Genomic DNA, 14,428 nt, shown 5'->3' on the forward strand with positions numbered 1-14,428 from the left:
ACCCGTCATCTTTCAAGTTGCCTCTTTGTTGGCTGCACTCACTCACCCCGATCACATAGTTCTCTATGCTCTCGGGGATTCGCTCCCTTGCCGTCGCGATGCATCTTGAAATCCATAGGGTATATACTGAGTTATATTTTATCCTTTGGATTTAGGGTTGCTGTCAACCTTTCTGATAATTCTTCTCTGACTTTTTTATTTAATGCTTTGTGGTCCTTATCCGCCAGAACAAAAAAATCTTCGACACGTTCACCGATGGTGGTGATATGCGCGCCATGTAGTGAAACCTCCATTTCAGCGAAAATATTACCGACTCTTGCCAGTAATCCCGGTTGATCCAAGGCAAATAGTTCCATATAGGTTCGTCGTTCGTTATGGGTAGGTAAGAAGGTCACTTTTGTTGGTACGTTGAAGTGGCGCAATTTGGTTGGTAATTTTCGTGTTTTCGGTGTCTTGGTGTAAGGGTCCAGAACGACTTGTAAAAGTGCGTTACGTATTATTTCATGGCGATCCAATGCTAAAGGATGACCATTGGGTTCCAGTACTACGAAGGTATCCATTGTCATACCATCACGATTGGTAAATATTTGAGCATTATGAACACTCAGGTTACGTCTATCCAGTTCGCCGACAACAGCTGCAAACAGGGAAGGACGATCTAAGCTCCAGATAAAAATTTCTGTGCCGCCGCGGGTTGGCTTGGTACTTATCAGTATCAGTGACTCTTGAGAATCATGTTGCACTAGATGACGGGCGTGCCAGGCAAGTTGTTTTGGCGTGTGGCGAAGGAAATAATCTGCGTGACAACGACTCCAGAGCCGATGAAGTTTCTGTTCGTTAATATTATCTTGGCGCAACAGAGCAAGTGCTTGAAAACGGTTGTGACGGATACGTTCACGAAAATCTGGTGTATTTCCCTGGCGTAATTGATGCTCTGTAGAAAAATAGAGTTCCCGTAACAAGCTCTGCTTCCAACTATTCCATAGGTTGATATTGGTTGCGCAGATATCAGCGACTGTCAGGCATATTAGGTAGCGTAACCGTGTTTCATTGAGGATTTGATGGGTAAATTGCTTGATGATTTCTGGGTCCTGAATATCTCGTCGTTGAGCTGTGACTGACATTAACAGATGATGACGAACCAGCCAGGAGACCAAATCAGCTTCTAGTGAGTTAAGCCCGTGTTGCAGTGAAAACGCTAGCGCATCGTCAGCGCCAAGTTCAGAATGGTCGCCGGTACGCCCTTTGGCGATGTCATGAAATAGCGCAGCAAGGCGTAGAAGCTCAGGTTGAGGCAGACGAGGGTATAGCTCAACACAGAGTGGATGGGCTGGACGGTTATTCTCATCGGCAAAACTTTCCAATTTTCTCAGTACGCGGATGGTATGTTCATCGACAGTATAGGCGTGAAACAGATCAAACTGCATCTGACCGACAATATTGCCCCAAAGCGGTGTGTAAGCGCCAAGAACACTGTGACGATGCATGGGCACAAATGCGCTTTCAACCGCCCTGGGGTGACGTAGAATATCCATAAAGATTTGGCGAGCTTCCGGCAATTCACACAATGGCTGAGACAGGTTGCGGCGCGCATAACGGAGGTGGCGTAACGTAGTAGAATAAATGCCTTGAACTTCCTCATATTCTGCCATGCGATAAAACATCCGCATAATAGCTGCGGGTTCTTTGATAAACAGGGTTTCGTCGATGAGATCAATAAGTTGCCCCCGTAGCTGGAATTCACTGTCCAGTGGGCGGGATTTTTCATTGGTTTCCAGTGCCAGAATAGCTTCATCAAACAGTTGCAGTAGCATATTGTTGAGTTCGCTAACGCGGCGTGTCATCCGATAGAAATCTTTCATCATTCGTTCTACCGGTTGATTACGTTCCCCTTGATAACCTAATAATTGAGCAATACTGAACTGGCGATCAAATAACAAGCGATTATCATAACGGTTGACTACCAGATGAAGAGCAAAGCGGATACGCCAAAGGAAGCTTTGGCATTCATTTAATTCATTACGTTCTTCCACTGTTAGGAAACCAAAGTCGACCATTTCATCTATGGAGGTTGCACCAAAATGGCGACGGGCGACCCACAGTAGGGTATGAATGTCTCGCAACCCTCCGGGGCTGCTTTTGATATCAGGTTCCAGATTATAACTTGTACTGTGATAGCGCTGGTGGCGTTCGTGTTGTTCAACAATTTTGGCATCAAAGAAGTCAGTAGAAGGCCAAAAACCATCACTGAAGGTATGTTGCTGTAATTGAAGAAAAATGGCTGGATCGCCACAAATTAACCGTGATTCGATTAAATTCGTCGCGATAGTTAGATCTGACAGCCCTTCCAGCAAACACTCTTCAAGTGTGCGAACACTGTGACCGACTTCCAGCCGGATATCCCATAGTAAAGTGATAAATTGTCCAACATTCTGAGCTTGAGGCGGTGTGAGCGACTGTTCGCTGAGTATCAGTACGTCAATATCAGATAGCGGATGCAGTTCCCGTCGGCCATATCCGCCGACGGCAATCAATGAAAGTGATGAAATCTTATCAAATCCATAGGCATGCCATAATTGTTGTAATAACTGGTCTATGTAATCACTGCGTGCAGAAATCAAGGCTTCTGCGGAAATCCCCGCTTTAAATGCATGCTCTAGCCAAAGTTGAAATTCTTCGAGGTGCTGTTTCAACACAGGGTAGCGAAGTTCTTCACTAGAAAAATCAGCGGGAGAAAGTGGCGGGATAGGGGCCCGAATTGTGGCGATATCTGCTGGCATAAGCATAAACCTATGAGAAGGGCGAATCATAAGGCCAGATTACTGAGAAAGTAGGGGGTTAAACAAGAGGATATTGCAGAGAAGAGATGAGAAGCCTTGTATGATTTCAGCAAGGCTTCGTAGTTTGCTATTTTAATTATTCATTTACCAAGACTGCGGAAAGCTCTGGCTCTTCTTCTTTACGCAATGTCATGATTTCACAGCCGTTATCAGTAACAACAATGGTATGTTCATACTGTGCGGACAGGCTGCGGTCCTTCGTTTTGACTGTCCAGCCATCTTTCATGGTACGGATGCGGTAGTCACCGGTGTTAACCATTGGTTCAATAGTGAAAGCCATACCTTTTTGCAGAACAACACCACCATCATCGGCGTCATAGTGCAGTACTTGTGGTTCCTCATGGAAGCCTTCGCCGATGCCGTGACCGCAATATTCACGGACCACAGAAAAATCGTTGGCTTCAACAAATTGTTGGATGGCTCTACCAAGAGTGCGTAGACGAATGCCGGGTTTCACCATTTTTAAGGCCAGATAGAGGCTTTCCTGAGTGATGCGGCATAGGCGCTCACCTTGAATGGTTGGTTTACCGACAATGAACATTTTTGATGTATCACCGTGGAAGCCCTCTTTGATGACAGTCACATCGATATTAACAATATCGCCATCTTTTAATGCTTTATCATCACTTGGGATACCGTGACACACTACGTCATTAACAGAAATACAGACGGATTTTGGGAAACCGTGATAACCAAGACAGGCAGAGACAGCTTGTTGTTTATTGGTGATGTGATCGTGACAGATACGATCTAATTCACCTGTTGTTACACCGGGTTTGACGTAAGGTTCAATAATTTCCAACACTTCTGCCGCCAGTCGACCGGCGACGCGCATTTTTTCAATATCTTCAGAGGTTTTAATTGAGATTGCCATGAAACTTGTCCATTCAATGCCAGCGAATCTGCTGGTTGTATGTTTTTCAACAAGGAAAGAATTATTGAACTAATGGTATCAGCCTACAGAATATCTGCCAATAACAGTTGGCGGCCCTATTTCCCTCGTTACCTTTTTGCCTATCAAGAATACCTTTCGTAACCCTGCCTTTCTTTTCACATTGAGCTATCGGAAAGCGGCAACAAAAGTTGGTGTCTTAGGCGGGTTTATGATATAAAGCGCGCCGGCGTTCTCTGTATTTGCCACTGAGGTAAAACAGAGTGACGTTAAATATACTCATTGTGTAATAACACACACGGGTCGGCACATACACCGGGGTGCTCTCATGCGGAACATGCAGCTAAGGAGTCGGTGTTATGGGGCTCGTGGAGGCATAACCCCAACTTAATATTTTACAGAGGTTTACAATGGCAACTGTTTCCATGCGCGATATGCTGCAAGCGGGCGTTCACTTCGGTCACCAGACTCGTTACTGGAACCCAAAAATGAAACCATTCATCTTTGGCGCTCGCAACAAAGTGCATATCATCAACCTGGAAAAAACTGTTCCAATGTTCAATGATGCGTTAGCTGAACTGAACAAAATTGCTTCACGCAAAGGCAAAATTCTGTTTGTTGGTACTAAGCGCGCTGCGAGCGAAGCGGTTAAAGAAGCAGCTCAGGGCTGTGATCAATACTTCGTTAATCACCGTTGGTTAGGTGGTATGTTGACTAACTGGAAAACCGTTCGTCAGTCCATCAAACGTTTGAAAGATTTAGAAGCACAGTCTCAGGACGGTACTTTTGACAAACTGACCAAAAAAGAAGCGTTAATTCGTTCTCGTGAACTTGGTAAGTTAGAAAATAGCTTGGGCGGTATCAAAGATATGGGCGGCTTACCTGACGCTCTGTTTGTTATCGATGCTGAACATGAACACATTGCTATCAAAGAAGCAAACAACCTGGGTATCCCAGTATTTGCGGTTGTTGATACTAACTCTGATCCAGATGGCGTTGATTTCATCATCCCTGGTAACGATGACGCAATCCGTGCAGTAAAACTGTATCTAGGTGCTGTTGCTACTGCTGTTCGTGAAGGTCGTTCTCAAGATCTGGCTGTTCAGGCAGAAGAAAGCTTTGTAGAAGCTGAATAATAAGGCAAGCTCATTATTGAGCCCTTATTAACCAGGTATTGAAATATATTGGTTAGGGGGGCCTGTTATGGCCCCCTTTTACGTATCTAATATAAGAACTATCCATGCGGAATACTCTCTTCCTGCGGGATACATCGAGGAATAAAACAAATGTCTGGAATTACCGCTGCTTTGGTAAAAGAACTGCGTGAGCGTACTGGCGCAGGTATGATGGAATGTAAAAAAGCGCTGGTTGAAGCTAACGGCGATATCGAGTTAGCGATTGACAACATGCGTAAATCAGGTCAAGCGAAAGCGGCTAAGAAAGCTGGCCGTGTTGCTGCTGAAGGTATCATCCTGGCGGAAGTGGCTGCTGATGGCAAATTCGGCGCTTTGGTTGAGCTGAACTGTGAAACTGACTTCGTTGCTAAAGATGCTGGCTTCATCGCTTTCGGTAAAGAAGTTATGGCGGCAGTATTGGCTGATAAAGTTTCTGATATTGAAACGCTGAAAGCTAAGTTCGAAGAGCAGCGTACTACACTGGTTGCTAAAATCGGTGAAAACATCAACATTCGTCGCGTTTCTGTATTAGAAGGCGAACAACTGGGTACTTACCTGCATGGTGCGCGTATCGGTGTTCTGGTTGCGGCTGAAGGCGCTAATGAAGAGCTGATTAAGCATGTGGCTATGCACATCGCTGCAAGTAAGCCAGAATATGTTAACCCAAGCGATGTACCTGCTGACGTTGTTGAGCGTGAGCACCAAATCCAACTGGATATCGCAATGCAGTCTGGTAAGCCACGTGAAATCGCAGAGAAAATGGTTTCTGGCCGTATGAATAAATTCACCGGCGAGATCTCTCTGACAGGTCAGAATTTCGTGATGGATCCGAGCAAAACTGTCGGCGATCTGTTGAAAGAAAACAATGCTAAAGTGACCAGCTTCATCCGTTATGAAGTGGGTGAAGGTATTGAGAAAGTTGAGACTGATTTCGCAGCAGAAGTTGCTGCAATGAGTAAATAGTCTTAATTTTTACAAACAGGGCCGCCAAATGGCGGTTCTGTTTTATCTAATCTAAACTGCCTATCCCAGTAGGCATTGAGTTTTAGCGTCTGGTCAGAATGACCCGGATGTATGTAAATCCCCAATATACTTTTCTGCTTAGGACAGAACATCATGGCAACCAATGCAAAACCCGTATATCAGCGTATCCTGCTTAAACTCAGTGGCGAAGCCCTGCAAGGTGCAGAAGGTTTTGGTATAGATGCCAGCGTTTTAGATCGCATGGCTCAGGAGATCAAAGAACTGGTTGAGTTAGGCGTACAGGTCGGTGTCGTCATTGGCGGTGGTAATCTGTTTCGTGGTGCTGGCTTGGCAGAAGCAGGAATGAACCGTGTAGTCGGCGACCACATGGGCATGTTGGCAACAGTAATGAATGGTCTGGCAATGCGGGATGCATTACACCGCGCCTATGTGAACGCCCGTCTAATGTCTGCAATTCCTTTAAATGGCGTTTGCGATAACTATAGTTGGGCAGAAGCGATTAGTTTGTTACGTCATGGTCGTGTTGTTATTTTCTCTGCGGGTACCGGCAATCCGTTCTTTACTACAGATTCGGCAGCGTGTTTGCGCGGTATTGAGATTGAAGCAGATGTTGTGCTAAAAGCAACTAAAGTAGATGGTGTTTACTCGGCTGATCCGGCGAAAGATTCAGAAGCGGTATTGTTCGATAAGCTCTCTTATCAGCAGGTATTAGAGCGTGAATTGAAAGTTATGGATTTGGCGGCATTCACTCTGGCTCGTGATCATAGCTTACCCATTCGCGTATTTAACATGAATAAGCCGGGGGCGTTACGTCGTGTGGTGATGGGGGAAAATGAAGGTACCCTGATTTCTCATGAGTAATGTTCAAAGACACCAGAGATGTTTGGCGGTATGATGAGTCGCCTGATACGCCAAATTTAACAAATCATGGTCATAATGATTTATGGCTTGAAAACAACCAGTTCCCAAGGGTTTGTAACGTGATTAATGAAATCAAAAAAGACGCACAAGACCGTATGGAAAAGAGCGTCGAAGCACTTAAAAACCAAATTAGCAAGGTTCGTACCGGCCGAGCTTCTCCTAGTCTGCTGGATGGTATCACTGTTGAGTATTATGGTGCGCCAACGCCTTTGCGTCAGCTTGCTAACGTTGTTGCTGAGGATGCACGTACCCTGGCTATCACGGTATTTGATCGTACTATAACGCCGGCGATTGAAAAGGCAATCATGGCTTCTGATTTAGGGCTGAATCCATCTTCTGCGGGGACAACGATCCGCGTTCCTTTGCCGCCATTGACAGAAGAACGCCGTAAAGATTTGATTAAGGTGGTTCGTGGCGAAGCTGAGCAGGGGCGTGTCTCTGTGCGTAATATTCGTCGTGATGCTAATGACAAAATCAAAGCGCTGTTGAAAGACAAAGAGATCAGTGAAGATGACGAGCGTCGTGCGCAGGATGATATTCAAAAGCTGACGGATAATTTCATCAAAAAAGTTGATGAAGCTTTAACGAAGAAAGAAGAAGAACTGATGGAGTTCTAATCTCTTTCATAAGATAGATCAAGCGCTGCTATCTTGTGGCGCTATTTTTATTCGGCATTTCTCTGAAGTCATGAGCGTTCATAGCCAGGCAAATCAGACAAGTATTAACACACACCAAATAAAACAATTCAGAGCATCAGTATGAAAAGGTTGACCATCCTTGGTTCCACAGGTTCCGTAGGCAAAAGTACACTTACTGTAGTTCGCAATCATCCGGATAAATTTAAAGTAACAGCGCTTGCCGCTGGAAAAAATATTCAGGTTATGGCTGAACAATGTCTGGAATTTCGGCCTCAATATGCTGCAATGGTGGACGAAGTTTCCGCAAAAGAGTTGCGTCAGTTGCTCATTGAACAAGGCTGTAAAACCGAAGTATTTTTCGGGGAACAGGCTGCGTGTGATTTGGCTGCTTTGAATGATGTTGATCAGGTTATGTCTGGGATTGTCGGTGTTGCTGGTTTATTACCAACGCTGGCTGCCATTCGAGCGGGTAAACAGATTTTACTTGCTAATAAAGAGTCGCTGATTACCAGCGGCCGGTTTTTTATGGATGCGGTGGCGCAACATAATGCTCAATTATTACCCATTGACAGTGAACATAATGCTATTTTCCAGAGTTTACCTGAGGTCATACAGCGAAACCTTGGGCGCGGAGATCTAAAACAACATGGAATTGCTAATATCATTCTGACAGGATCTGGCGGGCCTTTTCGTCATACCCCTTTGGAACAATTAGCTTTTGTCACACCGGACCAGGCTTGTGCTCATCCGAATTGGTCGATGGGGCGTAAGATTTCGGTAGATTCTGCGACAATGATGAATAAGGGGTTGGAATATATTGAGGCGTGTTGCTTGTTCAATGCATCTGCTGCGGAAATGGAAGTAGTAATCCATCCTCAATCGGTCATTCACTCTATGGTCCGTTATCAGGATGGCAGCGTTATTGCTCAATTAGGAACGCCGGATATGTGTACACCGATTGCCTATGCAATGGCGTACCCAAATCGTATTGCTTCTGGTGTTGAACCTCTTGATTTTTATTCTTTAGGTACACTGACGTTCTCGAAACCAGATTATGAACGGTATCCATGTTTGAAACTGGCTATTGAAGCTTGCCACGCAGGCCAGGCTGCAACGACAGCCTTGAATGCAGCGAATGAAGAGATCGTTAAGGTTTTTTTACAAAATGGAATCTCTTTCACAGATATTGCAATTATAAACCGGCAGGTTGTAGAAAAATTAAATTTGCCGGAACCTCAGAGCATTGAGGAGGTCTTACAGATTGATAATCTCGCAAGAGAGTTGGCTATGAAGACTATTCGTTCATTTATCAGGTAGTCTTGGATTGGCAAATGGGTATTTGTCCGCATTTTTACCTGATGGTATAGTTTGCGTATAACTGTTGGTTGATATAATTAACGGTCCAGATTTTGGAAGTTCTCTTCCAGATAATTAGGCTTTTACCCAGGCCGTGGATACCAGACACGGCTTTTTTACGTTTGGATGCCTGAACTTGTAAGAGAATTACCCTGACCAGTAAAGGATTAATTGAGTGATATTATCCAGCAATCATCATCAGAACGATTTATCGTCATTATTACCTAAACATGTTGCCATTATTATGGATGGTAACGGCCGTTGGGCAAAGAAGCGAGGGAAATTAAGAGCCTTTGGTCATCGTGCGGGGATTAAAGCGGTACGGAGTGCGGTGAGTTTCTCGGCTAAACATAAAATAGAGTCACTGACGTTATACGCTTTCAGTAGTGAAAACTGGAATCGACCAGAGCAAGAAGTCAGTTCTTTAATGGAATTATTTATTTTTGCACTAGATAGCGAAGTCAAAAGTTTACATAAGCATAATATTAGATTATCTGTTATTGGTGATATCAGCCGGTTCAGTGAGCGTTTACAGGATCGTATCTGTCGCTCAGTTAAGTTGACTGCTAATAATACGGGGCTGCGACTTAATATTGCTGCAAATTATGGTGGTCGTTGGGATATTGTTCAAAATATTCAGAAAATTGCTCAGCAGATTAAAGATAATTCCCTTGAGCCACAGGATATTACTGAAGAATTAGTTAATAATTATATGAATCTAAGCCAGCAGCCTCAGGTTGATTTAGTCATCAGAACCGGAGGTGAGCATCGTATCAGTAATTTTCTGTTATGGCAGATAGCTTATGCAGAATTCTATTTTACCGATATACTCTGGCCTGATTTTGATGAAACTGTTTTTGAAGGTGCAATTAATGCCTTTGCTAAAAGAGAACGCCGGTTTGGCGGAACAATACCAGACGATGCCGATGTGGGATCATAGGAGGAACTCTTGCTGAAGTACCGCCTTATAACGGCTGTGATATTAATCCCTCTTGTGATTGCCGCTCTGTTTTTGCTGCCGCCAGTAGCGTTTGGGCTGGTTATTATCGCTGTTTCAGCCCTTGCCGCATGGGAATGGGGGCAATTCGCTGGCTTATTCAGCCAAACGAAACGGGCTATTCTGGCGGCTCTGTTTGCTATTGGTTTATTAGCCCTACAGTATACTCTGCCGGACTTCACTGATTTGATTGGACAGCCGCAAATCACTTTTGCCCTATGGGGGGGGATGATTTGGTGGATTGTCGCGACGCTTCTGGTTGTTACTTATCCTTCTTCCGCTGCAATTTGGAAGAAATCCATTTTATTGCGCCTTTTGTTTGGTATCCTGACATTAGTGCCGTTTTACTGTGGAATGATGGTCTTACGAACTCAGGGATATGGTGATAATTCGTATTATGGCGCATGGTGGTTACTGTATGTCATGTTGCTGGTATGGGGGGCGGATTCTGGTGCTTATCTTTTTGGGCGTACTTTAGGTAAACGTAAAATGGCGCCGAAAGTTTCTCCAGGAAAAACGCTGGAAGGATTAATCGGAGGATTAATGACATCGGCCATTATTTCATGGTTGTTTGGGAAATATGCTCCAGTACCTGCAATGCCTGAAAAACTTATGTTGTGTTCTGCTATTGTTGTTATCGCTTCTGTATTTGGTGATTTAACTGAGAGTATGTTCAAACGTGAATCAGGTGTTAAGGATAGCAGCCAGCTAATTCCGGGGCATGGCGGTGTTATGGATCGTATTGATAGTCTGACTGCTGCGATCCCTGTTTTTGCCGGCATGATATTGCTGGTGTTTTGATCTCTCTGTTTGACGGCGTTTAAAAAATATGATGGGAATTCTCTGGAATCTGGCGGCTTTTATTATTGCGCTAGGCATATTGATCACTGTGCATGAGTTCGGTCATTTTTGGGTAGCCAGAAAGTGTGGTATTCACGTTGAACGTTTCTCCATTGGTTTTGGTAAAGCGCTATGGCGGCGTATGGATCGCCAGGGTACGGAGTATGTTATAGCCCTTATTCCACTGGGGGGATATGTGAAAATGCTTGATGAGCGTGTTTCACCTGTTTCTCCTGAACACCGTCATATGGCATTCAATAATAAAACGCTTGGTCAACGTGCCGCGGTTGTCAGTGCCGGGCCAATTGCTAACTTTTTATTGGCGGCTGTGGTTTATTGGTTAGTTTTTATTATTGGCGTGCCGGCAATACGTCCTGTTGTTGCGGATATCAAACCAGATTCTATCGCCGCGCAAGCAAATATTTCATCGGGAATGGAACTAAAATCCGTAGATGGTATCGAAACGCCTGATTGGAATTCAGTTCGTTTTGCTCTGGTGGGCAAGATTGGTGACGATAATATGGCCGTTCAGGTTATCTCTCCTGGTTCATCATATCCGGTAGAGAAAATTCTGGATTTGCGGCAATGGAGCTTTGATCCTGATAAGCAGGACCCTGTGTTATCTCTAGGGATTATGCCTGTCGCTCCTCATTTGGATTCTCTGGTGGAAAAAGTTATTCCTGGTTCCGCAGCGGAAAAAGCGGGTTTGCAAAAGGGGGATAGGATAGTTAAAGTCGGTGACCAGGAAATAGATGCTTGGCATACTTTTACATCCTTTGTCAGCAATAATCCTAATGTCCCGCTGGAACTTTCCGTGGATCGGGCTGGTCATATTATTTCTCTCTCTATGACGCCGGAAGTAAAACAACAATCCGGTGGCAGGAAAGTTGGTTTTGCCGGTGTGGAACTGCGAGTTGTGCCATTAGCTGATGAATATAGAATCGTTCAGCAATATGGGCCTTTCTCTGCCATGTATCAGGCTGGAGATAAGACTTGGCAACTGATGCGATTAACTGTCAGTATGATTGGTAAGCTGATCGTTGGTGATGTGAAAATTAACAACCTGAGTGGGCCTATCTCTATCGCCAAAGGAGCGGGGGTGTCGGCTGATTCCGGCTTGGTGTATTATTTGATGTTTTTGGCGCTGATAAGCGTCAATCTTGGGATTATTAACCTAATCCCATTACCTGTGTTAGATGGTGGACACCTGCTCTTCTTGTTTATCGAAAAGATAAAAGGGGGGCCGGTTTCCGAGCGTGTACAAGACTTCAGCTATCGCATCGGTGCCATGATACTGGTGTTATTGATGGGGCTTGCACTTTTCAATGATTTCTCCCGTTTTTAAAGCGGAAGACTGGTTAGGAAGACGCATTACAACGATGGCGATGAAAAAGTTACTCATAGCGTCGCTGCTGTTCGGCAGCGCCACTGCATACGGTGCAGACGGATTCGTAGTTCAGGACATTCACTTTGAAGGTCTTCAACGCGTCGCCGTAGGTGCAGCATTATTGAATATGCCAGTTCGCGTAGGTGATACGGTCAGCGATGAAGATATCGGTCGTACCATTCATGCACTATTTGCTACTGGTAACTTTGAAGACGTTCGTGTCCTGCGTGATGGCAATACACTTATTGTTCAGGTAAAAGAACGGCCGACTATTGCCAGCATCACTTTCTCCGGCAATAAATCGGTGAAAGATGACATGTTGAAACAAAACCTTGAAGTATCTCATGTTCGGGTCGGAGAAGCCCTTGACCGCACGATGCTGTCCAATATCGAAAGAGGATTAGAGGATTTCTATTACAGTGTGGGTAAATACAACGCCAGTGTAAAAGCGGTTGTTACGCCACTTCCACGTAACCGTGTCGATTTAAAACTGGTTTTCGCTGAAGGTGTTTCGGCAAAAATCCAGCAAATTAACATTGTCGGTAATAAATCATTTTCTTCTGATGAGTTATTGAATCGTTTCCAACTTAGAGATGATGTGCCGTGGTGGAATTTGACTGCCGATCAGAAATATCAGAAACAAAAACTGACTGGTGACCTTGAAGCATTGCGCAGTTTTTACCTTGATCGCGGTTACGCCCGTTTCAACATTGATTCGACTCAGGTCAGTTTGACGCCAGATAAAAAAGGTATTTATGTCACGATAAATATAACTGAAGGGGATCAATACAAAATATCAGGTATTGACCTGAACGGTAATATGGCGGGTTATCAGTCAGAAATTACTAAACTGGCTGTCATTGAGCCTGGATCTCTGTATAACGGGACTCAGGTGACTAAAATGGAAAATGACATCAAGAATTTGCTTGGTCGCTATGGTTATGCTTACCCACGAGTGATGACGCAACCTGAAATCAATGATCAAGACAAGACAGTAAAACTGCATGTCAATATTGATGCGGGTAACCGTTTCTATGTTCGTAAAATTCGTTTCTCTGGTAATGACACCACTAAAGATTCTGTTCTGCGTCGTGAAATGCGTCAAATGGAAAGAGCATGGTTAGGGAGTGATCTGGTTGAACTGGGTAAAGAGCGTCTTAACCGTTTGGGGTATTTCGAAACGGTAGATGTTGAAACTCAGCGTGTACCAGGCAGCCCTGATCAGGTAGATGTTGTTTATAAAGTGAAAGAGCGTAATACCGGCTCTTTGAACTTTGGTGTTGGTTTTGGTACAGAAAGCGGCGTTAGCTTCCAGGTTGGCGCTCAGCAAGATAACTGGTTAGGTACAGGTAATGCTGTGGGGATTAATGCTAGTAAGAACGATTATTCAACCTATGCAGAGCTCTCCTTCACTGACCCATACTTCACAGTTAACGGAGTGAGTCTTGGTGGCCGGGTATTCTACAACGATTTCAGAGCCGATGATGCTGAATTATCCGGCTATACCAACCAAAGTTATGGTATAGATGGTTTCCTCGGTTTCCCGGTTAATGAAAATAACTCCCTGCGTTTTGGGTTAAATTATGTGCATAACTCACTGTCTGATATGCTTCCTCAGGCAGCTATGTGGCGCTATCTGAATTCTATGGGTGAGAAACCAGATTATAAAAGTAAAGCTGAGTTCAAAGCGGATGACTTTGCTTTGAATATAGGTTGGACATATAACAACCTTGACCGTGGCTTCTTCCCAACATCCGGCGTGAAATCGACTCTGAATGGTAAAGTGACTATTCCTGGTTCGGATAACGAATTCTATAAAGTGACTCTTGATACTTCTGCGTATTATCCGATCAATGACGATCATACTTGGGTGATTTTAGGGCGTGGTCGTTTAGGTTATGGGGATGGATTAGGCGGTAAAGAGTTGCCATTCTATGAAAACTTTTATGCAGGTGGCTCTAGTACGGTTCGCGGTTTCCGTTCTAACAATATTGGGCCTAAAGCGATTTATCTGAATGGAAAAGATGATCCTAAGAAAGATAGCCCATCTCGCGATGCCGTGGGGGGGAATGCAATGGCGGTAGCTAGCCTTGAGCTGATTACTCCAACGCCGTTCCTTGATAGTAAGTATTCGAACTCTGTCCGAACTTCATTCTTTATTGATTCAGGTACGGTTTGGGATACCTATTGGAATGATTCTGCTGCTATGAAGAGCAGAGGCATACCTGATTACAGTAAACCAGGTAATATCCGCGTTTCGGCGGGTATTGCATTGCAATGGATGTCTCCTTTAGGTCCGCTGGTATTCTCTTATGCTAAGCCGATCAAAGACTACGAAGGTGATAGATCAGAGCAATTCCAATTTAATATTGGCAAAACCTGGTGATAATGCGTTTTT

At 44.4% G+C, this 14,428-nt stretch carries 11 protein-coding genes; 9 read left to right on the forward strand and 2 right to left on the reverse strand.

The genetic code is table 11. The annotated features are described in order from the left end of the window. Nucleotides 1-131: 131 nt before the first annotated feature. Entirely contained in the window at nucleotides 132-2,780 is a 2,649-nt protein-coding gene (gene glnD, locus EAE92_RS07185) for a bifunctional uridylyltransferase/uridylyl-removing protein GlnD (RefSeq protein WP_214067583.1), read from the reverse strand. 136 nt (nucleotides 2,781-2,916) lie between these two features. Beyond that, nucleotides 2,917-3,714: a type I methionyl aminopeptidase gene (gene map / locus EAE92_RS07190; RefSeq protein WP_036812107.1), complete on the reverse strand. Its 798-nt coding sequence runs from the start codon at nucleotides 3,712-3,714 to the stop codon at nucleotides 2,917-2,919. A 428-nt stretch (nucleotides 3,715-4,142) separates the two neighbouring features. On the opposite strand from map, the gene rpsB reads away from it, so the two are divergent. From rpsB to bamA, 9 genes are all read left to right on the forward strand, one after another. Then, nucleotides 4,143-4,868 carry a 30S ribosomal protein S2 gene (gene rpsB / locus EAE92_RS07195; protein ID WP_214067584.1) on the forward strand — a complete coding sequence of 242 codons (726 nt, stop codon included), beginning with the start codon at nucleotides 4,143-4,145 and terminating at the stop codon, nucleotides 4,866-4,868. Between the two features lie 150 nt (nucleotides 4,869-5,018). Further along, nucleotides 5,019-5,870, forward strand: coding sequence for a translation elongation factor Ts (gene tsf / locus EAE92_RS07200; protein ID WP_046394359.1), 852 nt, complete (start codon nucleotides 5,019-5,021; stop codon nucleotides 5,868-5,870). Between the two features lie 153 nt (nucleotides 5,871-6,023). Then, nucleotides 6,024-6,752, forward strand: a complete 729-nt coding sequence (gene pyrH, locus EAE92_RS07205) for a UMP kinase (RefSeq protein ID WP_036781253.1) — start codon at nucleotides 6,024-6,026, stop codon at nucleotides 6,750-6,752. 119 nt (nucleotides 6,753-6,871) lie between these two features. Continuing rightward, nucleotides 6,872-7,429, forward strand: a complete 558-nt coding sequence (frr, locus tag EAE92_RS07210; protein WP_036781275.1) for a ribosome recycling factor — start codon at nucleotides 6,872-6,874, stop codon at nucleotides 7,427-7,429. A gap of 141 nt (nucleotides 7,430-7,570) precedes the next feature. After that, on the forward strand, nucleotides 7,571-8,767 hold the full coding sequence (gene ispC / locus EAE92_RS07215; protein WP_214067585.1) for a 1-deoxy-D-xylulose-5-phosphate reductoisomerase: 1,197 nt from the start codon (nucleotides 7,571-7,573) through the stop codon (nucleotides 8,765-8,767). Between the two features lie 283 nt (nucleotides 8,768-9,050). Next, the gene (gene ispU / locus EAE92_RS07220; RefSeq protein WP_246545066.1) at nucleotides 9,051-9,746 is read left to right on the forward strand and encodes a (2E,6E)-farnesyl-diphosphate-specific ditrans,polycis-undecaprenyl-diphosphate synthase; all 696 of its coding nucleotides are present in this window, start codon (nucleotides 9,051-9,053) and stop codon (nucleotides 9,744-9,746) included. 9 nt (nucleotides 9,747-9,755) lie between these two features. After that, nucleotides 9,756-10,604, forward strand: coding sequence for a phosphatidate cytidylyltransferase (cdsA, locus tag EAE92_RS07225; protein WP_214067586.1), 849 nt, complete (start codon nucleotides 9,756-9,758; stop codon nucleotides 10,602-10,604). 28 nt (nucleotides 10,605-10,632) lie between these two features. Then, a complete protein-coding gene (gene rseP, locus EAE92_RS07230) occupies nucleotides 10,633-11,988 on the forward strand; it encodes a sigma E protease regulator RseP (protein WP_214067587.1) in 1,356 nt (451 codons plus the stop codon). A gap of 34 nt (nucleotides 11,989-12,022) precedes the next feature. Further along, complete coding sequence (gene bamA, locus EAE92_RS07235; protein ID WP_214067598.1) at nucleotides 12,023-14,416, forward strand: outer membrane protein assembly factor BamA; 2,394 nt, start codon at nucleotides 12,023-12,025, stop codon at nucleotides 14,414-14,416. Nucleotides 14,417-14,428 lie beyond the last annotated feature (12 nt).

Origin of the sequence: Photorhabdus hainanensis, assembly GCF_018448965.1 — a bacterium.
GTDB classification, from domain to species: Bacteria; Pseudomonadota; Gammaproteobacteria; order Enterobacterales; family Enterobacteriaceae; genus Photorhabdus; species Photorhabdus akhurstii.

Excerpts from the sequence above, each read along its gene's own strand:
- glnD (WP_214067583.1), bottom strand. The coding sequence starts at position 2,780 with ATGCCAGCAGATATCGCCACAATTCGGGCCCCTATCCCGCCACTTTCT.
- map (WP_036812107.1), bottom strand. The coding sequence starts at position 3,714 with ATGGCAATCTCAATTAAAACCTCTGAAGATATTGAAAAAATGCGCGTC.
- rpsB (WP_214067584.1), top strand. The coding sequence starts at position 4,143 with ATGGCAACTGTTTCCATGCGCGATATGCTGCAAGCGGGCGTTCACTTC.
- tsf (WP_046394359.1), top strand. The coding sequence starts at position 5,019 with ATGTCTGGAATTACCGCTGCTTTGGTAAAAGAACTGCGTGAGCGTACT.
- pyrH (WP_036781253.1), top strand. The coding sequence starts at position 6,024 with ATGGCAACCAATGCAAAACCCGTATATCAGCGTATCCTGCTTAAACTC.
- ispC (WP_214067585.1), top strand. The coding sequence starts at position 7,571 with ATGAAAAGGTTGACCATCCTTGGTTCCACAGGTTCCGTAGGCAAAAGT.
- ispU (WP_246545066.1), top strand. The coding sequence starts at position 9,051 with ATGGATGGTAACGGCCGTTGGGCAAAGAAGCGAGGGAAATTAAGAGCC.
- rseP (WP_214067587.1), top strand. The coding sequence starts at position 10,633 with ATGATGGGAATTCTCTGGAATCTGGCGGCTTTTATTATTGCGCTAGGC.
- bamA (WP_214067598.1), top strand. The coding sequence starts at position 12,023 with ATGGCGATGAAAAAGTTACTCATAGCGTCGCTGCTGTTCGGCAGCGCC.